Raw genomic sequence first — 19,613 nt, forward strand, 5'->3', positions numbered from 1 at the left:
CGGCAGGGCGAACCGTGCCGCCCGCGGGCGGGTCAGGCGCCGCGCAGCAGGTCGTTGATGGCGGTTTTGGCGCGGGTCTGGGCGTCGACCTTCTTGACGATCACCGCGCAGTACAGGCTGTACTTGCCGTCGGCCGAGGGCAGGCTGCCCGGCACCACCACCGAACCGGCCGGCACGCGGCCGTAATGCACCTCGCCGGTCTCGCGGTCGTAGATCTTGGTGCTCTGGCCGATGTACACACCCATCGACAGCACCGCGTTCTCCTCGATGATCACGCCTTCGACAACTTCGGAGCGCGCGCCGACGAAGACGTTGTCCTCGATGATCACCGGGCCGGCCTGCACCGGCTCCAGCACACCGCCGATACCCACGCCACCGGAGAGGTGAACGTTCTTGCCGATCTGCGCGCAGGAACCCACGGTGGCCCAGGTGTCGACCATGGTGCCTTCATCCACGTAGGCGCCGATGTTCACGTAGGAGGGCATCAGCACCACGTTCTTCGCGATATAGCTGCCCTTGCGTGCCACCGCCGGCGGCACCACGCGGAAGCCGCCCTGCTGGAACTGCTCCGGGGTGTAGTCGCCGAACTTGGTCGGCACCTTGTCGAAGAAGTTCAGGCTGCCGGCCGGCATCACTTCGTTGTCGCGCAGACGGAAGGAGATCAGCACCGCCTTCTTGATCCACTGGTTGACCACCCACTGGCCGTCCTTCTTCTCCGCCACCCGCAGGGTGCCGGCATCCAGGCCGGCGATCACCTGGGCGACCGCGTCGCGCACCTCGGCGGGGGCGGCAGCGGGCAACAGGCTGGCACGGTTCTCGAAGGCGTCGTCGATGATCTTTTGCAGTGCTTGCATGGGGGAATATCCGTTGTTCAGAGTTTTTGACAGAAGGCGACGATGCGCTCGGCGGCTTCCAGGCATTCGCCGGGTTCGGCCACCAGCGCGATGCGCACGTAGCGCTCGCCGGGATTGATGCCGGCGGCCTCGCGCGCGAGGAAGCTGCCGGGCAGGACCGTCACATTATATTCAGCCTGCAGCCGGCGGGCGAACTCGGTGTCCGCGATGGGGGTACGGGCCCACAGGTAGAAGCCGGCGTCCGGGCGTTCGACCTCCAGCCAGGGGGCGAGCAGCGGCGTGATGCGGTCGAACTTCTCGCGGTAGAGCCGCCGGTTCTCCAGCACGTGCGCCTCGTCGTTCCAGGCTGCGACCGAGGCGGCCTGCACCGCCGGGCTCATGGCGCAGCCGTGGTAGGTGCGGTAACGCAGGAAGTTCTTCAGCACCGCCGCATCGCCGGCCACGAAGCCGGAACGCATGCCCGGCACGTTGGAGCGCTTGGACAGGCTGGAGAACATGACGATGTTGCGGAAGTCGCTGCGCCCCAGTTGCTGCGCGGCCTGTAGCGCCCCCAGCGGCGGGGCGTCCTCGTCGAAGTAGATCTCGGAATAGCACTCGTCGGCCGCGATCACGAAGCCGTAGCGGTCGGAACGCTCGAACAGGTCGCGCCATTCGTCCAGCGACAGCACCCGGCCGGTGGGGTTGCCGGGCGAGCAGACGAACACCAGCTGCACATCGCGCCAGACGGATTCCGGCACCGAGTCGAAGTTCGGTCCGAAACGCTCGCCGCCGGCCGTGTTGTTGAGGAACACGGCTTCCGCCCCGGCCAGCAGCGCCGCGCCTTCGTAGATCTGGTAGAAGGGGTTGGGCGACAGCACCTTGGCACCCGGCCTGCTGCCGTCGAGCACGCACTGGGCGAAGGCGAAGAGTGCCTCGCGCGAGCCGTTGACCGGCAGCACCTGGGTGCCGGCATCCACCGCCGGCAGGCCGTAGCGGCGCATCAGCCAGCCGGCGATCGCCTCGCGCAGCGCGTCCGAGCCCTGCGTGGTGGGGTAGGTGGCCATGCCGCCCAGGTTGTCGGCCAGTGCCTGCAGGATGAAGGCGGGCGTGGTGTGCTGCGGCTCGCCGATCGACAGCCGGATCGGCTTCAGGCCGGCCGGTGCCTCGATGCCCTGGAACAGGGCGCGCAGCTTCTCGAAGGGATAGGGCTGGAGACGGGAGAGGTTCGGATTCACGGCGGTGCTTGCTTTGGAAACGGGGTAGGAGCGGGCTTGCCCGCGACAAGAGCGTTCGGGCCTGCGGGAATCGCGGCCAAGGCCGCTCCTACGCAGGGCCGAAAGGGCGGAAATGGTATCATGGCGCGCTTCGCGCCGAAGCCGGCGCCACTCGCGAATCGCCCGCCGTACCTGAACCCGACACCGACCCGACGTGCGTCTTTCCAAGCTCAAACTCTCCGGTTTCAAGACCTTCGTCGACCCCACCACCGTGCTCACCCCCGGCAATCTGGTCGGCGTGGTCGGCCCCAACGGCTGCGGCAAGTCCAACATCATCGACGCGGTGCGCTGGGTGCTGGGCGAAACCCGCGCCTCCGCCCTGCGTGGCGAGTCGATGCAGGACGTCATCTTCAACGGCTCCACCACCCGCAAGGCGGTGTCGCGCGCCAGCGTGGAACTGGTGTTCGACAACAGCGAGGGCAAGGCCGCCGGCCAGTGGTCGCGCTACGCGGAAATCTCGGTCAAGCGCGTGCTCGACCGCAGCGGCGAATCGACCTATTACCTCAACAACGTCCATGTGCGCCGCAAGGACGTGATCGACCTTTTCCTCGGCACCGGCCTGGGGCCGCGCGCCTACGCGATCATCGAGCAGGGCATGATCTCGCGCATCATCGAGGCCCGCCCCGAGGAGGTGCGCGGTTTCCTGGAAGAGGCCGCCGGGGTCACCAAGTACCGCGAGCGCCGCAAGGAGACCGAAGGCCGGCTCTCCGATGCGCGCGACAACCTGACCCGCCTCGAAGACATCCGCATGGAGCTGGGCGAGCGCATCGAGCGCCTGCGCGTGCAGGCCGAGATCGCCGAACGCTACCGTGCGCTGAGCGGCGCGCATGTACAGCGCCAGCAGTTGCTGTGGCTGCTCAAGCGCAACGAGGCGCGTGCCGAGCAAGGTCGCCTGCGCGAAACGCTCAACGAGGCCACCCGCCGCATCGAGGCCGACAGCGCCCGCCTGCAGGAGCTTGAAGCGGCGGTCGAGAACGCACGCGAGGCCCACTTCGCCGCCTCGGAGACCGTGCACGAAGCACAGAACGAGCTGTTCGCCGCCTCCGCCGAGGTCACCCGCCTGGAAGCGGAACTCAAGCACCTGGGCGATGCACGCCAGCGCCTGGAGGCACGCATCGCCCAGCTCGACGCCGACGACACGCACTGGCAGGCGCGGCGCGAGACGCTTGCGGTCGAACGCGAGCGCTGGGCCGAGCTGCAGGAAAACGCCTCGATGCGCGCCGAGCAGGCCGAAGCGCGTCACGCGGAAGTCGCCGACCGCCTGCCGGACGCGGAAGCCGCCCGCCAGGCCGCTGACACCACGGTGTCCGCCGCCCGCCGCGAACTGTCGCAGACCGAACAGCAGCTGCGGGTTCAGGAGGCCAACCGCGCCAGCGCCAGCCGCGCCCTGGAAGCCCTCACCCAGCGCCGCACCCGCCTGGAAGGCGAGGGCGCCGCGATCCAGGGCCCGGACGAGACCGCGCTGATGGAGCGCGAAGCCCGGGTCGAGGCGCTGCAGGAGGCGCTCGACGCCCGTCAGCAGGAACTGCAGGACGTGCAGGCCGCCCAGCCCGATGCCCAGGCCGCGCTCAAGGCGGCGCTGGAGCACGAACGCCAGACCCAACGCCGGCTCACCGAACTGCGCGCCCGCCGCGACGCGCTGGTGCAGTTGCAGGCGCGCGTGCAGTCGCAGGGCGAGCTGGGCGACTGGCTGCGCCGCCACGGCCTGGCCGAGCTCACCCCGCTATGGCGCGGGCTGCGCGTGGCCGAAGGCTGGGAACTGGCGGTCGAAGCGGTGCTGCGCGAACGCCTGGCCGCGCTGCTGGCCGCCGACGACCGCGCTGCGCGCGCCCTGCTGGACCAGCCGCCGCCGGGATCGCTGGCGCTGCTCCTCGGCAGCAGTGGAGGGATGTCGCCCGCGCCGGCCGTCGCGCCGACCGGCAGCACGCCGCTTGCCGCCCGGGTGGAGGTGCTGGACGCCGCCCTGGGCCAGGCCGTACACACCTGGCTGCAGGGCGTGCACACGGTCGATAGCCTGCACGACTGGCTGTCGCGCCACACCGAACTCGCCGAGGGCGTGACCCTGGTGTCGCGCAGCGGCCAGCTGCTCACCCGCCACAGCCTCGCGCACTACACCCCGGACAACCGCACCCACGGAGTCATGGAGCGCCAGCGCGAGATCGATGCCCTGGCCGAACAGCAGCAGTCCCTGGACGAGGAAAGCCGCGCCGCACACGACGCACTGCTCGCCGCCGAGGCGCGCGCCCATGAACTGCAGGAGCGCATCGGTGCCCTGCGGCGCGACACCCAGGCCATGCAGAACCAGCTGCACGGCGAGCAGGTCGAGCTGCTCAAGCTCAGCCAGGCGCGCAGCCGCGCGCTGGAGCGCCGCCAGCAGATCGACCGTGACCTGGCCGACCTGGCACGCCAGGAAGACACCGAACGCGAACACCTCGCCCGCGCCGACCTTGAATACGCCCGCGCGGCGGAGCTGGCCGAGCTGCAGCACGAGCGCCTGGATGCGGCCATGGAAGTACTGGACGAGCGCGACCAGGCGCTGCGCAACACCCGCGCACTGGAACAGGCCACCGCGCGCGAACTGCAGGAAGCGCGCTTCTCGGAGCGCGAGTGTGCCGGCAAGCTGGAAGACATCGCCCGCAACCTGCAGCTGGCCGGCGAACAGCTCGAACGCATCCGCGCCGAACTCGACTCCCGCCGCCAGGAACTGGACGCCACCGACGCAAGCCGCAGCCACGACGCGCTGCAGGAAGCGCTGGCCCTGCGCGCGAGCCGCGAAGCGGCGCTCACCGCCCGGCGCGACGCGCTGGAAGGCGCCGCCGCGCAACTCAAGCAGCTCGAGGAGATGCGCCTGCGCACCGAGCAGGAAACCGCCCCGGTGCGCGACAAGGTCGCTGAGCTGCGCCTGGCGGTGCAGGCCGCGGAACTGGCCACCGCGCAGTTCGACGAACGCCTCACCGAAGCCGGCGCGGACGAAGCGGCGCTTACCCCGCTGCTCACCGCGGACCTGCGCGAAACCGCGCTGCAGCGCGAAGTCGGCCGCCTCGCGCGCGAGATCGCCGAGCTGGGCGCGGTCAACCTGGCCGCGCTGGACGAACTGAAGAGCGCGGAAGAGCGCAAGGGCTACCTCGACGCCCAGGCCGAGGACCTCAACCAGGCCATCGACACCCTGGAAGACGCCATCCGCCGCATCGACCGCGAAACCCGCGAACAGCTGCAAGAAACCTACAACACGGTCAATGGCCACTTCGGCACGCTGTTCCCGCAGCTTTTCGGCGGAGGCCAGGCGAGGCTGGAGCTGACCGGCGAGGAGATCCTCGACGCCGGCATCCAGATCGTCGCCCAGCCGCCGGGCAAGAAGAACAGCTCCATCCACCTGCTCTCGGGCGGCGAGAAGGCGCTCACCGCGATCGCGCTGGTGTTCTCGATGTTCCAGCTCAACCCCGCGCCCTTCTGCATGCTTGACGAGGTGGACGCCCCATTGGACGATACCAACACCGAACGCTACGGGCGCATGGTAAAACGCATGTCATCGCAGACGCAGTTCATCTTCATCACCCACAGCAAGATCACCATGGAGATCGCCCAGCAACTGGTGGGCGTGACCATGCAGGAGCAGGGCGCCTCGCGGGTGGTCGAGGTGGACATCGAAGAAGCGCTGCGCCTGGCCGAATCGGTCACAGCCTGAAACAAGAACGCGGTCACGAATGATGTAGAAGGAGGACCCGCCCGGACGGCCTCCAACACAGGAAGGAACATGGATAGCGAACTGCAGATCGGACTGATTGGCGCCGGCGCCGCCCTGGTGGTGCTGATCGTCGCCTACAACAAGTGGCAGGAACGCAAGCACCGCCGACACGCGGAACAGGCCTTCAAGTCCGAGCACCGCGACGTGCTGCTCGAACCGCGGGAAGGCGGCGAGCCCGCCGAGCGCCTGGAGCCGAGCTTCGACGACCCCGCGCCCGACACCGAGGTCCCCGCAACCGAGGCCCCGCCGCAGGAGCGCCGCCCGGTCAGCGAATCCACCCAGCGGCGCGGCACGCCGGATGCGCCCGAAACGCTCGACCCGCGCGCCGACTGCATCGTGCGCATCGAATCCATCGAACCGCTGGAAGTCCCGCGCCTGTGGACGGCCCAGCGCGAGCAACTGGAAGGCCTGAGCAAACCGCTGCAGTGGTTCGCGTTCGATGACGGCGACAACGTCTGGCGACCGCTCACTGCGCACAGCGCCGGCGCCTACCACTGGTTCTGCGTCGCCATGCAGATGGTCGACCGCCGCGGCCCGATCGGCGAGGCCGAGTTCGCCCGCTTCTCCGAAGGCGTGCAGCAGGTCGCCGAGCAGTTCCTCGCGGTGCCCGCCGGCCTGCCGGCGCGCGCCGACACCCTGTCCGCGGCCACTGAGCTGGACCGCTTCTGCGCCGAGGTGGACGTGCAGATCGGCATCAACGTGATCAGCGGCGGCCAGCCCTTCGCCGGCACCAAGCTGCGCGGCCTGGCCGAAGCGCAGGGCATGGTGCTGAGCGACGACGGCAGCTTCCACGCCCGCGACGACGACGGCAACACCCTGTACATGCTCGGCAACCTGGAACCCTCGCTGTTCACCGCCGAGAACCTGCGCAGCATGCAGACCAACGGCATCACCCTGGTGATCGACGTGCCGCGCGTGGCCAACGGTGTGCAGGCCTTCGACCGCATGATGCAGCTGGCCAACCAGCTCGCCGAAGCCCTGCACGGCAGCGTGGTGGACGACAACCGCCACCCGCTCGGCGCCGAGGCCGCGGCCATGATCCGCTCGCAGATCGCCCAGTTCCATGAACGCATGGCCGGCAGCGCGATTCCCGCCGGCAGCCCGCTCGCCCGCCGCCTGTTCGCCGCATGACCCACACCGCGCAGGACCCGGCCGGGCGCATCGCCTGGCTCAGGGCGGAGATCCGCCGCCACGACCACGCATATTACGTCCTCGACGCACCGAGCGTTCCGGACGCCGAGTACGACCGCCTGTTCCGCGAACTGCAGGCCCTGGAAGCCGAGCACCCGGAGCTCGCCAGCGCCGACTCGCCCACCCGCCGCGTGGGCGGCGCCCCTTTGCCGGAACTGGTGCCGGTGCGCCACGCGGTGCCGATGCTGTCCATCCGCACCGAGACCGACACCACCGAGCAGGGCGTGCGCAACTTCGATGCACGCGTGCGCAACGCGCTCGGCCTGGATCTGGCCGACCCGCCGGTCGAATACCTCGGCGAGCTGAAATTCGACGGCCTGGCGATCAGCCTGCGCTACGAGCACGGCCGGCTGGTGCGCGCCGCGACCCGCGGTGACGGCGAGACCGGCGAGGACGTCACCCACAACGTGCGCACCATCCGCCAGATTCCGCTGCAGCTCGACGGCACTGCGCCCGCGGTGCTGGAGGTGCGTGGCGAGATCTACATGCGCCGTGACGAGTTCGAGGCGCTCAACGCCCGCCAGCGCGAAGCTGGCGAGAAGGTCTTCGTCAACCCGCGCAACGCCGCAGCCGGTGCGGTGCGCCAGCTCGACCCGCGCATCGCCGCCCGCCGCCCGCTGTCCTTTTTCGCCTACGGCATCGGCGAGCATGCCGGTTTCGACCTGCCCGACACCCAGGCCGGCCTGCTGGAGCGCCTCGCCACCTTCGGCGTACCGGTATGCGAGCATCGCTGCGTGTCGGCCGGCCCCGAGGGCCTGATCGCCTTCCACGCGCACATCGCCGCCTTGCGCAACGACTTGCCCTACGACATCGACGGCGTGGTGTACAAGGTCAACCGGGTCGCCCTGCAGCGCGAACTGGGCTTCGTCACCCGCGAGCCGCGCTGGGCGGTGGCGCACAAATACCCGGCGCAGGAAGAGATCACCCGCCTGCTGGCCATCGACGTGCAGGTCGGCCGCACCGGCGCGCTCACTCCGGTGGCGCGCCTGGAGCCGGTGTTCGTCGGCGGCGTCACGGTCACCAACGCCACCCTGCACAACCAGGACGAGATCGACCGCAAGGACGTGCGCATCGGCGACTGGGTGATCGTGCGCAGGGCAGGGGACGTGATCCCCGAGGTGGTCGGCCCGGTGCCCGAGCGCCGCGAGGGTGAACTGCCGCGCTACCGCTTGCTGGACGCTCACCCCACCTGTCCGGTGTGCGGCTCGCATGTGGTACGCGGCGAGGACGAGGCGGTGGCACGCTGTACCGGAGGGCTGTTCTGCCCGGCGCAACGCAAGCAGGCCCTGCTGCATTTCGCCGGCCGCCGGGCGATGGACATCGAAGGTCTCGGCGACAAACTGGTCGACCAGCTGGTCGATGCCGCCATCGTCAAGAGCCCGGTGGACCTCTACCGGCTCGGCGTGCTGGCGCTCGCAAACCTCGAGCGCATGGGCGAGAAGTCGGCACAGAAGCTGCTGGCGGCCATCGAGAAAAGCCGGCATACCACGCTGGCGCGCTTCATCTTCGCGCTCGGCATCCGCAACGTGGGCGAAGCCACCGCGCGCGACCTGGCGCGCCACTTCGGCAAGCTCGACGCGCTGATCGCGGCGGACGCCGAGGCCCTGCAGCAGGTGCCGGACGTGGGCCCGGTGGTGGCGCAGTGCATCGTGGAGTTCTTCGCCGAGCCGCAAAACCGCGAAGTCATCGAGCAATTGCGCGCCGCGGGTGTGCAGTGGGAGGAATCCGAGCCGGCCGCAGCGCCGGCCGGGCATCTCGCCGGCCAGACCTTCGTGCTCACCGGCACGCTGCCGAACCTGAGTCGTGATGAAGCGAAGGCGCTGATCGAAGCGGCCGGGGGCAAGGTGGCGGGCTCGGTATCGAAGAAAACGGATTGGGTGGTGGCTGGCGCCGAGGCCGGTTCCAAACTGGACAAGGCCCAGGCGCTCGGCGTGGACATCGTCGACGAGGACGGTCTGCGCAGGCTGCTGGAGAAGGGGGCTTCCCCCGCAACGAACACAGGAGAAGAACAAGCATGATGAAAGTCACCAAGGCGGTCTTTCCGGTCGCCGGCATGGGCACCCGCTTCCTGCCCGCCACCAAGGCGAGCCCCAAGGAGATGCTGCCCATCGTGGACAAGCCGCTGATCCAGTACGCGGTGGAGGAGGCGGTAGCCGCCGGCGTCACCGACCTGATCTTCATCACCGGCCGCACCAAGCGCTCGATCGAGGACCACTTCGACAAGGCCTACGAGCTGGAAACCGAGCTTGAGGCGCGCGGCAAGAAGGAGCTGCTGGAGCTGGTGCGCAAGACGGTGCCCAAGGGCGTGAACTGCATTTACATCCGCCAGTCCGAAGCGCTCGGCCTGGGCCACGCGGTGCTGTGCGCCGCGCCGGTGATCGGTGACGAGGCCTTCGCGGTGATGCTCGCCGACGACCTGCTGGACAACCCGGGCGCCACGCCGGTGATGAAGCAGATGGTGGACGTGTACAACTATCACCGCTGCTCGGTGCTGGGCACCATGAACGTGCCGCGCGAGGAAACCCGCAGCTACGGCATCGTCAGCACCGAAGGCGAGGCCGGCAAGGTACAGCGCATGACCGGCATCGTCGAGAAGCCCAAGCCCGAGGAAGCGCCCACCACCCAGGCGGTGGTCGGCCGCTACATCCTCACCCCGCGCATCTTCGACCACATCCGCGCACTCAAGCCGGGGGCGGGCGGCGAACTGCAACTGACCGACGCCATTGCCTCGCTGCTCAAGGAAGAGGCGGTGTTGTCCTACCAGTACGACGGCGTGCGCTTCGACTGCGGCTCCAAGCTGGGCTACCTGAAGGCCACGGTGGAGCTCGCCCTGCGCCACCCGGAAGTGGCCGACGAGTTCAGCGCCTGGCTGGCCAGCCGGGGCTGAGCTCTAACGCCCCGATCGCGGGCAAGCCCGCTCCTACCCGTCGACCGTAGGAGCGGGCTTGCCCGCGATACAAAACAAGAACGGCGCCCCTCGGGGCGCCGTTTCTCTTGCCTGCGAGGGCAGGGCGGCGATCAGGCCGCGTCGGCCTTCGCCGCGCGCTTGCGGTCGTTTTCCTTCAGGTGACGCTTGCGCAGGCGGATGTTCTTCGGGGTGATCTCCACCAGCTCATCGTCGGCGATGAACTCGATGGCGGACTCCAGGGTGAGCTGGATCGGCGGGGTGAGGCGCACCGCCTCGTCCGTACCCGAAGCGCGCACGTTGGTGAGCTGCTTGCCCTTGATCGGGTTCACCACCAGGTCGTTGTCGCGGGTGTGGATGCCGATGATCATGCCTTCGTACAGGGCTTCGCCCGGGCTCACGAACATGCGGCCGCGGTCCTGCAGGTTCCACAGCGCGTAGGCCACCGCTTCGCCGTCGTTCTGCGAGATCAGCACGCCGTTGCGGCGCTCGGACATCGCGCCGGCCATCGGGCCGTAGTCGTCGAACACGTGCGAAGCCAAGCCGGTGCCGCGGGTCATGGTCAGGAACTCGCCCTGGAAGCCGATCAGGCCACGGGCCGGGATGCGGTATTCCAGGCGCACGCGGCCCTTGCCGTCCGGCTGCATGTCCTGCAGTTCGCCGCGGCGGCGGCCGAGCTCTTCCATCACGCCGCCCTGGTGATCTTCCTCGACGTCGACGGTAAGCATTTCGTACGGCTCGCACTTCACGCCGTCGATTTCCTTGAACACCACGCGCGGGCGGCCCACGGCCAGCTCGTAGCCTTCGCGGCGCATGTTTTCCAGCAGGATGGTGAGGTGCAGTTCGCCACGGCCGGAGACTTCGAAGGTGTCGGAATCGCTGGTGAAGTTCACCCGCAGGGCGACGTTCTTCAGCAGTTCCTTCTCCAGGCGCTCGCGGATCTGGCGGCTGGTGACGAACTTGCCTTCGCGGCCGGCCAGCGGGGAGGTGTTCACCATGAAGTTCATGGTCAGCGTGGGTTCATCCACGGCGATCGGCGTCATGCCTTCGAGGCACTCGGGGTCGCACAGGGTCACGCCGATGTTGACCTGCTGGATGCCGGCGATCAGCACGATGTCGCCCGCTTCCGCGAACTCGGCGGGGGAGCGCTCCAGGCCCTTGAAGGTCAGCACCTGGCTGACCTTGCCCTTGCCGCGGTTCTCGTCGCCGTACATCACCACCACTTCCTGGTTGGGCTTGACGCGGCCGCGCTTGATGCGGCCGATGCCCATCTGGCCCATGTAGGTGGAGTAGTCGAGCGAGCAGACCTGCATCTGCAGCGGGCCGTCGGCATCCACTTCGGGCGCCGGCACGTGCTTGAGGATGGCTTCGAACAGCGGACGCATGTCCTTGCGCTCGTCTTCCAGGTTTTCCATCGCAAAGCCGTTCAGGCCGGAGGCGTAGATCACCGGGAAGTCGAGCTGCTCGTCGGTGGCGCCGAGCTTGTCGAACAGGTCGAAGGTGTGGTTGATCACCCAGTCCGGACGCGCGCCCGGACGGTCGATCTTGTTCACCACCACGATGGGCTTCAGGCCTAGGGCCAGCGCCTTGCGGGTGACGAAGCGGGTCTGCGGCATCGGGCCTTCCTGGGCGTCGACCAGCAGCAGCACGCTGTCGACCATGGACAGCACGCGCTCGACCTCGCCGCCGAAGTCGGCGTGTCCCGGGGTGTCCACGATGTTGATGTGGGTGTCGCCGTACTGGATCGCGCAGTTCTTCGACAGGATGGTGATGCCGCGTTCCTTCTCGATATCGCCCGAGTCCATGATGCGCTCGGCAACCTGCTGGTTTTCGCGGAAGGTGCCGGACTGGCGGAGAAGTTGGTCAACCAGGGTGGTCTTGCCGTGGTCGACGTGGGCGATGATGGCGATATTGCGGATGGCGCGGGACATGGGGAGGCCGGGAAGTCTTTGAAAAGGCGCGGATTCTAACATGCGCTGCGGCAGCGCAGCATATAAACCTGTGGAGCGGGGCGCGGCCACCTGCCGCCCGCCGGAGGGCCTCGCCGCCACATGCTAGAATCGGCGCGGCTTTGCAACGGAGAACCTAGGAAAATGCTGGCAATTATCGGCGGTAGCGGACTCACGCAGTTGTCCACCCTGGAAATCAGCCGCCGCGAGGTGGTCCGCACGCCGTACGGCGAACCGTCCGGTGCGCTGACTTTTGGCGTGCTCAACGGCGCACCGGTGGTCTTCCTGGCGCGCCACGGCTACGGGCACACGATTCCGCCGCATCAGGTTAACTACTGCGCCAACCTGTGGGCGCTCAAGCAGGCCAAGGTCAGCGCGATCGTGTCGGTAGCCTCGGTAGGCGGCATTCGTGCGGATTTCGCACCCGGCACCCTGGTCGTTCCCGACCAGATCATCGACTACACCTGGGGCCGCAAGTCCACGTACTTCGAAGACGCGGACAAGCCGGTGCACCACATCGACTTCACCGAACCCTACGACGCGAAGCTGCGCCAGCGCGTGCTGGCCGCTGCGGCTGCGGCAGGCGAGCACGTCTTCGATGGCGGCGTCTATGCCGCCACGCAGGGCCCGCGACTGGAAACCGCGGCTGAGATCAACCGCCTGGAGCGCGACGGCGCCGACCTGGTCGGCATGACCGGCATGCCCGAGGCCGCGCTCGCACGCGAGCTCGACTTGCCGTATGCGGCCCTCAATGTCGTGGCCAACTACGCCGCGGGCCGTTCGGCGAGCGAGCACGGCATCCAGTTCGACAGCATCGAGTTGGTGTTGCAGGAGGCGATGATCCGCGTCCGCCGCGTGCTGGAGCACGTCAGCAAGGCTTGAAGGCCTCATCGTAGTCAATTCCGGATCGAAGAAGGATCGGCCAGCCCGCCACGGCGGACTGGCTTGGTCCTGATGCTGTAAACGGCATAATTTGTATTATGTAAACTTGTAGCAATGAACTGACGAACGCCTTGTGCTGTAACCGTCGGCGGCCATCTCCTCGGCACGACACACATCGTCAATATGACTGCGACTCACCTCTGCGCAAGAGCGCCACCGGTGCCATCGACACTCAGCACATACCTGCCTTTCGCTCCTGCATCGGCGAGCCGAGCACCGGTTGACTAACGGAACACTGCTCGCGGCAGATAAGCAGATACGACCCAATTGGGCGCATTGACCACTTCGCTGATCCGCAGATGGGCGCCCACACTACAGACGCAGTAAGCCAGTTCTGGCGCGAGCCTGTAGTCCCTGTCAAGCAGATCGACCATCGCGCGCACCGCGTCGCGCGCTGCGGCGTGCAGTTCGGGGCCGATGCCGAAGGTGACCGCCTGGTCCGAGGGCGGCGCTGCAGCGGCGGCCGCAGCCGGCAGTTCCAGGCGCGGTGCGCGCAGATTGGCCCCCTTCTCCAGGCCGATGCGCAGTCGCACCGTCAGCGGGGTTTCGATTGCGGTGCCGCAGACTTCGCCGTCGCCCTGCGCGGCGTGGGTGTCACCGAGCGAGAACAGCGCACCGGGCACCGCCACCGGCAACCACAGGCGGCTGCCGGCGACGATGTCGCGACAGTCGAGATTGCCGCCTACGGTGCGCGGCGGAATCGCGCTGTGTCGACCCGGCTCGGCCGGAGCGACGCCGATGGTGCCGGCGAAGGGGCGCGTGGGCAGGTGCATCTCAGGGGTGAACTCGACCCGCCGGTCGTCGTAGACCGAGAGGTGCAGGTAGGGTGCGGTGAAGTCCTCGGCAAGCAGGCCGAAGCCGGGGATGATCGCGGTCCAGCCCCAGCCGCTGAGCGCGAATTCAAGCACATCGACCACCAGTGCGTCACCCGGCGCCGCCCCCTCGACCCACACCGGACCGGTAACGGGATTGGCATGTTCCGCATCGAGGGTGAGGATGTCCGCGTGTGTGGAATCGGCGGTGATCCGCCCACCCGAAGCGTCTAGCGCGGCCAGCTCGACCATCTCGCCCGGGGCGACCCGCAGAACGGGCTCAAGGCTGTTGTCCCAACCATAATGATGGTGTCTGGCGTGCACGCTGCGCATTCCGGGGATGCCGCCGGCGCAGCTCATTCCTTCACCTCCTCCCCGCCGGCACCACCGGCGCGCTCCCTGGCCATCTTGCGAGTCCACGCTTCGTAGCACTCGCGGGCGCAGAAGTTTTCCTCGTAGTCCATGTCATCCGGGTCGTAGGCCGCCGAGAGCGGCATCTTCTTCATGCACTCGGCGCAGTTGACTTCGGGGTCGGCCGAAATCCTGTCGGGATGTACATCAGGCATGGCGGCGGTCCTCCATTCTCGGTTTCCGGTTTCCCCTCTTGCAGACGGCTCGGCGCCCGCAACGAAGGCTTCTACTATGAGGACAGGGGCGACAAGGCGGAGTTTCGGTCGGGGGTGAGCCCGCACCGAGACGGGCGAACGAGGCAACACGCTTCACCGGCCAGCATTGAGCCGCTTCCGACTCCCGGGGCAAGTCCGGAGGTCGCTGACAAGGCAGGCCTCATCCGGCAAGATGGCCGCCTCGCGGGCCATCCGCAGAACCTGCCCGCCAGACAAGGACAAGAACCATGAAGATTGCGGTACTCGGCGCCGGCGCGGTCGGCTGTTACTACGGCGGAATGCTCGCGCGCGCAGGCCATGAGGTGGTGCTGATCGGGCGCCCCGCACACGTCGAGGCCATGCGCCGCGATGGTCTGCTGCTCGACACCCAGCAGTTTCGCGAGCATGTCGCCGTGCAGGCGAACACGGACCCGGCCGCGATGCGCGGCGCGGCGCTGGTGCTGTGTTGCGTGAAATCGACCGACACCGAGGCGGCCGCTGCCGACCTTGCGCCCAATCTGACCCCGGATGCGCGGGTGCTGAGCCTGCAGAACGGTGTCGATAACGCCGCGCGCCTGACCGCCCTGCTCGGCCAGGACGTGATCCCTGCAGTGGTCTATGTGGCTGTTGAGATGGCGGCGCCGGGCCATGTGCGCCACCACGGCCGCGGCGAGCTGGTAATCGGCCCGTTTGCCGGTGCTGAAACGCTGGTGCAGGTGTTCGGCCAAGCCGGAGTGCCGGTTCAAGTCTCCGACAACGTCGTCGGCGCGCTGTGGGCGAAGCTGATCGTCAACTGCGCCTACAACGCCGTATCGGCCATCACGCGCTTGCCCTATGGGCGTCTGATCCGGGGCGAAGGCGTGGAGGACACGATGCGCGACATCGTGGCCGAATGTCTGGCGGTGGCTTGTGCCGACGGAGTGAGCGTGCCCGACGATGCCTGGGCGGCCGTTCAGCGCATTGCCCAGACCATGCCGGGGCAGTACTCGTCGACCGCGCAGGATCTGGCCCGCGGCAAGCCCAGCGAGATCGACCATCTCAACGGCTACGTAATGCGGCGCGGCGCGGCGCTCGGCGTACCAACGCCGGTAAACCGTGCGCTGCACGCGCTGGTGAAGCTGATTGAGGCCTCGCCCGGCTCAGGTGAAACCGCGCGCTAACGCGGGTCCATTTCGGAACACTTCAAGGCAGACAGCTGCTGCTTGGCCTTACGCCGCTGCTCGGTAAGCCTGGGCGTTGAGCGGTGGCGGGCGGCAATATCGATCTTGCGGATACGGTCGCGCAGCGACTGGCAGGACGGATGTTCGCCCGCATCGCTACGGGCGGTTGCCTTTGTAGCTGGCTTCGGTTTGTCCGTCGTCGTGCCCTTTTGTGGCGCCAGGCGGTAAGGGTATGGCTCGACTACGGTCATGCGCTCGGCAATCGGCCGCGCCTGCTCGGGACGTTCGCAGGGCGCCTCCTGATACACCGTGCGCTCGCCGATCCGGCACTTGTAGACCTCGGCCTGCGCCACGGCGGGCAAGACCCCAAACAGAAACAACAGTGCGCGCCTCATTCTTGCCTCCAGCGTCGAGGCACAAACGATAGCAGCTTGCCATTGTCATTGACAGGGCGCTCTCGATACCCCGGCGGTGGCGTTCTAGGCGTCCAGCTCGCGGACGCGGTCGATGGCTTCTTCGATACGGTCGACCGCAATCACCCGCATGCCGCCGATCGCCTGCTTGGGCGCATTGGCCTTGGGCACGATGGCCACGGTGAAGCCGAGCTTGGCCGCTTCCTTCAAGCGTTCCTGACCGCGCGGCGCCGGGCGGATCTCGCCGGCCAGGCCGACCTCGCCGAACACCGCCAGCTCGCGCGGCAGCGCCCGGCTGCGCAGCGAGGAGACGATGGCGAGCAATACCGCGAGGTCCGCGGCCGGTTCGGAAATTTTCACGCCGCCCACCGCATTGACGAACACGTCCTGGTCGAAGCAGGCGATCCCGGCATGGCGGTGCGCCACCGCCAGCAGCATCGCCAGGCGGTTCTGCTCGAGGCCCACCGACAGACGCCGCGGGTTGGGGCTGTGGGCGGTATCCACCAGCGCCTGCACTTCCACCAGCAGCGGGCGGGTGCCCTCCTGGGTGATCAGCACGCAGCTGCCGGAAACCTGCTGGGCGTGCTGCGACAGGAAGATGGCCGACGGGTTGCTCACCCCCTTGAGGCCGCGGTCCGTCATGGCGAACACGCCCAGCTCGTTGACCGCGCCAAAGCGGTTCTTGAACGCGCGCACCAGGCGGAAGCTGGAGTGGGTGTCGCCCTCGAAGTACAGCACGGTGTCGACGATGTGCTCGAGCACACGCGGACCGGCCAGCGTGCCGTCCTTGGTGACGTGGCCGACCACGATCAGCGTGGTGCCGCTCTGTTTGGCATAGCGGGTAAGCTGCGCGGCGCATTCGCGCACCTGGGCCACCGAGCCGGGGGCGGGCTGCAGCGCCTCGGAATAGACGGTCTGGATCGAGTCGATGACGGCGATCCTGGGCTTGGCCTCCTTGAGCGTTCCGAGGATGCGCTCCAGGTTGATCTCGGCGAGCAGTTGCAGCGGGGAGGATTCAAGCTGCAGGCGCTGGGCGCGCAGCGCCACCTGCTCGCCGGACTCCTCGCCGCTCACGTACACCGCGGGCAGCGTCGCCGCGAGGCGCGACAGGGCCTGCAGCAGCAGGGTGGACTTGCCGATGCCCGGATCGCCACCGATCAGCACCACCCCGCCCGGTACCAGGCCCCCGCCCAGCACGCGGTCGAACTCCTCGATGCCGGTGGGCACCCGCGGGGCCTCGCGCGGCTCCAGTTCGGCAAGCGACTGCAGGCGGCTGGTGGTGCCGGCCAGCGCGGCGAAGCGGCTGGCGCCCGCCCCGCCCTGCTCCGCCACCGATTCCACCAGGGTGTTCCACGCACTGCACTGCGGGCACTGGCCCTGCCAGCGCAGGCTCTGCGCACCGCATTCGGTGCAGATGTAGGCGGTCTTGGTCTTGGCCATCAGAGATTCTTCATCGGTGCAGTGGCCATGCGGGCGAGCTGCTCGGTGGCGTAGTCGGCAAAGGCGGTGATCAGCCGCGAGCGGAACTTGTCGCGCGGCAGGATGACTTCCAGCGGGGTGTACAGCGGCGGGTCGAGCGGTACCGCCACCAGCCGGCCCTCGCGGATGTCGCGCTGGATCGCGGCGCTGGAAGCAATGGCGAAACCGAGCCCCTCGGCGGCCAGATGCTTGACCGTGGCCAGGCTGCCAAGCTCCGCACAAACCGTGATTTCGTCATCGGCCACCCCGCCGACGCGGAAGAACTCCTCGGCCAGCACGTGAATCGCATTGCCCGGGTCGCGGGTGATGAAGGCGTGGCCGACCAGGTCGCGCGCGGCGAGCTTTCCGGCGCGCGCCAGCGGGTGCGCGGGATGACAGATCACCAGCAGTTCGTCGCGCGCCGCGCTGCGCCGTTCCACCCCCGGCTGATCGGAGACGATCTCGACCAGTCCCACATCGAGATCGCGGGCGGCGACGCGGTCCTCGGTGAGCTGCGAGTTGCCCACCACGACGCGCGGCAGCACGCGCGGATAACGACGCTTGAAGCCTTCCAGCAGGCGTGGCAACCAGTAGGCGGCGATCGTCGTGCTGGTGCCAATGTTTAGGTGGCCGGACAGTTCGTCGGTCAGCTCCGATACCCGCGCCTCGAGCTCGTCCGACAGGCCGAGGATGCGCTCGGCGTAGGCGAAGACGATCTCGCCTGCCGGCGTCAGGGTGACCTTGCCGTGACCTCGGTCGAGCAGGCGGGTGTCGAAATGCTCCTCGAGCTGCTTGATCTGGAAGGTGACCGCGGGCTGGGTCATGAACAGATGCTCGGCCGCACGGGTGAAGGAACCATGCTTGGCCACCGCGTGGAACACCTGGAGTCTTCGATCAGCCATGATGTCGATAAGTTTGACTTATGGGCGTCATTACAACATGAATCGACCACCTGCTGATCCATGTTTGGGCCAAACTTGTTCCATGTTGTAACGGCGGTGACGGCTTCATGATATAAACCGCCTTCCCTGCCCTATCACCATGGCGATAGCACTCGATGCCGCTCGGCTTCTACATCATCATGGCGGCGCAGTTCTTCTCTGCGCTGGCCGACAACGCCCTGCTCATCATTGCCATCGCACTGCTGCGGGACATGGCGGCTCCCCCCGAGTACGAGCCGCTGCTCAAGCTGGCCTTCACCATTTCCTACGTGGCGCTCGCGGCCTTCGTCGGCGCCTTTGCCGACTCCATGCCCAAGTGGCGGGTGATGCTGATCAGCAACACCATCAAGATCGGCGGCTGCCTGATGCTCTTCCTCGGCGCGCATCCATTGTTCGCCTACGCGGTCATCGGCCTGGGCGCCGCAGCCTACTCCCCCGCCAAGTACGGCATCCTCACCGAGTACCTCCCGCACCGCCTGCTGGTGGTGGCCAACGGCTGGATCGAGGGCCTCACGGTGGGGGCGATCATCCTGGGCACGGTGATCGGCGGCGTGCTGATCCGCCCCGACGTTTCGGACTGGGTGGCCGGACTCGGCATCCCCGGCATCGACACCGCGCTGCAGGCCGTGGTGTTGCTGGTCGGCCTGTTCTACCTGCTCGCCGCGCTGTTCAACATCTACATTCCCGACACCGGCGTCGATCACAAGCCGCTCAAGAACAACCCGCTGTACCTGCTGCATGATTTCAACCACTGCCTGAAGCTGCTGTGGCGCGACAAGCTCGGGCAGATCTCGCTGGCGGTCACCACCCTGTTCTGGGGCGCCGGCGCCACGCTGCAGTTCATCGTCATCAAGTGGGCCGAACACAACCTGGGCTTCGACCTGTCGCAGGCCTCGATGCTGCAGGGCGTGGTCGCCATCGGCATCGCTGTCGGCTCGGTGATGGCCGCGCGCATGATCACCCTGCGCCGGTCCGTACAGGTGATTCCGCTGGGCATCGCCATGGGCCTGGTGGTCATCCTGATGACCGGCGTCACCCACTCGGCGCTGGCAATGGTGCTGATGGTGGTGGTCGGCGCCCTCGCCGGCTTCTTCGTCGTGCCGATGAATGCCTTGCTGCAGCACCGCGGGCACATCCTGATGGGCGCCGGGCACTCGATCGCGGTGCAGAACTTCAACGAGAACCTGTCCATCCTGATCATGACCGGCCTGTACGCGCTGCTGATCATGAGCGGGGTGTCGATCAACGTGGTGATCGTGCTGTTCGGCCTGTTCGTCGCCGGCACCATGTGGCTGGTGCGCGTCCAGCACGGCAAGAACCAGCGCGAGTTCGACGCGGTCGCGCTGCTGGAAGACCGCGCGCACTGACGAGGCCGCGGCAAGGCC

The 19,613-nt window shown here is 67.8% G+C and carries 15 protein-coding genes; 7 read left to right on the forward strand and 8 right to left on the reverse strand.

Annotated elements, in window-relative coordinates:
- Positions 1-32: 32 nt before the first annotated feature.
- Entirely contained in the window at positions 33-854 is an 822-nt protein-coding gene (gene dapD, locus IAI53_RS06155) for a 2,3,4,5-tetrahydropyridine-2,6-dicarboxylate N-succinyltransferase (RefSeq protein ID WP_187717243.1), read from the reverse strand.
- A gap of 17 nt (positions 855-871) precedes the next feature.
- Entirely contained in the window at positions 872-2,068 is a 1,197-nt protein-coding gene (gene dapC / locus IAI53_RS06160) for a succinyldiaminopimelate transaminase (RefSeq protein WP_187717244.1), read from the reverse strand.
- Positions 2,069-2,261: 193 nt separating this feature from the next.
- Between dapC and smc the strand changes: the two genes are divergently transcribed.
- The 4 genes from smc to galU all read left to right on the forward strand — a co-directional run bounded on the left by smc (position 2,262) and on the right by galU (position 9,930).
- Entirely contained in the window at positions 2,262-5,792 is a 3,531-nt protein-coding gene (smc, locus tag IAI53_RS06165; protein WP_187717245.1) for a chromosome segregation protein SMC, read from the forward strand.
- Between the two features lie 69 nt (positions 5,793-5,861).
- Positions 5,862-6,983 carry a cell division protein ZipA gene (locus IAI53_RS06170; protein WP_187717246.1) on the forward strand — a complete coding sequence of 374 codons (1,122 nt, stop codon included), beginning with the start codon at positions 5,862-5,864 and terminating at the stop codon, positions 6,981-6,983.
- Positions 6,980-9,061, forward strand: a complete 2,082-nt coding sequence (gene ligA / locus IAI53_RS06175; RefSeq protein ID WP_187717247.1) for an NAD-dependent DNA ligase LigA — start codon at positions 6,980-6,982, stop codon at positions 9,059-9,061. The genes IAI53_RS06170 and ligA overlap by 4 nt, the downstream gene beginning before the upstream one ends.
- Positions 9,058-9,930 (forward strand): UTP--glucose-1-phosphate uridylyltransferase GalU, encoded by an 873-nt coding sequence (gene galU, locus IAI53_RS06180; protein WP_187717248.1) that lies wholly within the window; start codon positions 9,058-9,060, stop codon positions 9,928-9,930. Before ligA ends, galU begins: the two co-directional genes overlap by 4 nt.
- Before the next feature lie 131 nt (positions 9,931-10,061).
- On the opposite strand, the gene typA is transcribed toward galU, so the two are convergent.
- A complete protein-coding gene (typA, locus tag IAI53_RS06185) occupies positions 10,062-11,879 on the reverse strand; it encodes a translational GTPase TypA (protein ID WP_187717249.1) in 1,818 nt (605 codons plus the stop codon).
- Positions 11,880-12,041: 162 nt separating this feature from the next.
- Between typA and IAI53_RS06190 the strand changes: the two genes are divergently transcribed.
- Positions 12,042-12,779, forward strand: a complete 738-nt coding sequence (locus tag IAI53_RS06190) for an S-methyl-5'-thioinosine phosphorylase (RefSeq protein WP_187717250.1) — start codon at positions 12,042-12,044, stop codon at positions 12,777-12,779.
- Between the two features lie 284 nt (positions 12,780-13,063).
- Here the strand turns inward: IAI53_RS06190 and IAI53_RS06195 are convergent, their stop codons facing one another.
- Together IAI53_RS06195 and IAI53_RS06200 are read right to left on the reverse strand one after the other, a co-directional pair.
- Positions 13,064-14,011 (reverse strand): acetamidase/formamidase family protein, encoded by a 948-nt coding sequence (locus IAI53_RS06195; protein ID WP_225433147.1) that lies wholly within the window; start codon positions 14,009-14,011, stop codon positions 13,064-13,066.
- Positions 14,008-14,217: a DUF3330 domain-containing protein gene (locus IAI53_RS06200; RefSeq protein WP_187717251.1), complete on the reverse strand. Its 210-nt coding sequence runs from the start codon at positions 14,215-14,217 to the stop codon at positions 14,008-14,010. The genes IAI53_RS06195 and IAI53_RS06200 overlap by 4 nt, the downstream gene beginning before the upstream one ends.
- 287 nt (positions 14,218-14,504) lie before the next feature.
- Here IAI53_RS06200 and IAI53_RS06205 point away from each other — a divergent pair, with 287 nt between their 5' ends.
- Positions 14,505-15,416, forward strand: coding sequence for a ketopantoate reductase family protein (locus tag IAI53_RS06205; protein ID WP_187717252.1), 912 nt, complete (start codon positions 14,505-14,507; stop codon positions 15,414-15,416).
- Here IAI53_RS06205 and IAI53_RS06210 read toward each other — a convergent pair.
- From IAI53_RS06210 to IAI53_RS06220, 3 genes are all read right to left on the reverse strand, one after another.
- Entirely contained in the window at positions 15,413-15,811 is a 399-nt protein-coding gene (locus IAI53_RS06210) for a DUF4124 domain-containing protein (protein WP_187717253.1), read from the reverse strand. The genes IAI53_RS06205 and IAI53_RS06210 overlap by 4 nt on opposite strands.
- Before the next feature lie 84 nt (positions 15,812-15,895).
- Positions 15,896-17,269, reverse strand: a complete 1,374-nt coding sequence (gene radA, locus IAI53_RS06215; RefSeq protein WP_187717254.1) for a DNA repair protein RadA — start codon at positions 17,267-17,269, stop codon at positions 15,896-15,898.
- The gene (locus tag IAI53_RS06220) at positions 17,269-18,189 is read right to left on the reverse strand and encodes a LysR family transcriptional regulator (protein ID WP_187717255.1); all 921 of its coding nucleotides are present in this window, start codon (positions 18,187-18,189) and stop codon (positions 17,269-17,271) included. Before IAI53_RS06220 ends, radA begins: the two co-directional genes overlap by 1 nt.
- A gap of 155 nt (positions 18,190-18,344) precedes the next feature.
- On the opposite strand from IAI53_RS06220, the gene lplT reads away from it, so the two are divergent.
- Complete coding sequence (gene lplT / locus IAI53_RS06225; protein WP_187717256.1) at positions 18,345-19,595, forward strand: lysophospholipid transporter LplT; 1,251 nt, start codon at positions 18,345-18,347, stop codon at positions 19,593-19,595.
- Positions 19,596-19,613 lie beyond the last annotated feature (18 nt).

The sequence above is a fragment of the Thauera sedimentorum genome (genome assembly GCF_014489115.1).
Classification (GTDB): Bacteria; Pseudomonadota; Gammaproteobacteria; order Burkholderiales; family Rhodocyclaceae; genus Pseudothauera; species Pseudothauera sedimentorum.

Bases quoted from the DNA above. Each gene is read 5' to 3' on its own strand.
- dapD (WP_187717243.1), bottom strand. From the start codon at position 854: ATGCAAGCACTGCAAAAGATCATCGACGACGCCTTCGAGAACCGTGCC.
- IAI53_RS06170 (WP_187717246.1), top strand. From the start codon at position 5,862: ATGGATAGCGAACTGCAGATCGGACTGATTGGCGCCGGCGCCGCCCTG.
- ligA (WP_187717247.1), top strand. From the start codon at position 6,980: ATGACCCACACCGCGCAGGACCCGGCCGGGCGCATCGCCTGGCTCAGG.
- galU (WP_187717248.1), top strand. From the start codon at position 9,058: ATGATGAAAGTCACCAAGGCGGTCTTTCCGGTCGCCGGCATGGGCACC.
- typA (WP_187717249.1), bottom strand. From the start codon at position 11,879: ATGTCCCGCGCCATCCGCAATATCGCCATCATCGCCCACGTCGACCAC.
- IAI53_RS06190 (WP_187717250.1), top strand. From the start codon at position 12,042: ATGCTGGCAATTATCGGCGGTAGCGGACTCACGCAGTTGTCCACCCTG.
- IAI53_RS06195 (WP_225433147.1), bottom strand. From the start codon at position 14,011: ATGAGCTGCGCCGGCGGCATCCCCGGAATGCGCAGCGTGCACGCCAGA.
- IAI53_RS06200 (WP_187717251.1), bottom strand. From the start codon at position 14,217: ATGCCTGATGTACATCCCGACAGGATTTCGGCCGACCCCGAAGTCAAC.
- IAI53_RS06205 (WP_187717252.1), top strand. From the start codon at position 14,505: ATGAAGATTGCGGTACTCGGCGCCGGCGCGGTCGGCTGTTACTACGGC.
- IAI53_RS06210 (WP_187717253.1), bottom strand. From the start codon at position 15,811: ATGAGGCGCGCACTGTTGTTTCTGTTTGGGGTCTTGCCCGCCGTGGCG.
- radA (WP_187717254.1), bottom strand. From the start codon at position 17,269: ATGGCCAAGACCAAGACCGCCTACATCTGCACCGAATGCGGTGCGCAG.
- IAI53_RS06220 (WP_187717255.1), bottom strand. From the start codon at position 18,189: ATGGCTGATCGAAGACTCCAGGTGTTCCACGCGGTGGCCAAGCATGGT.
- lplT (WP_187717256.1), top strand. From the start codon at position 18,345: ATGCCGCTCGGCTTCTACATCATCATGGCGGCGCAGTTCTTCTCTGCG.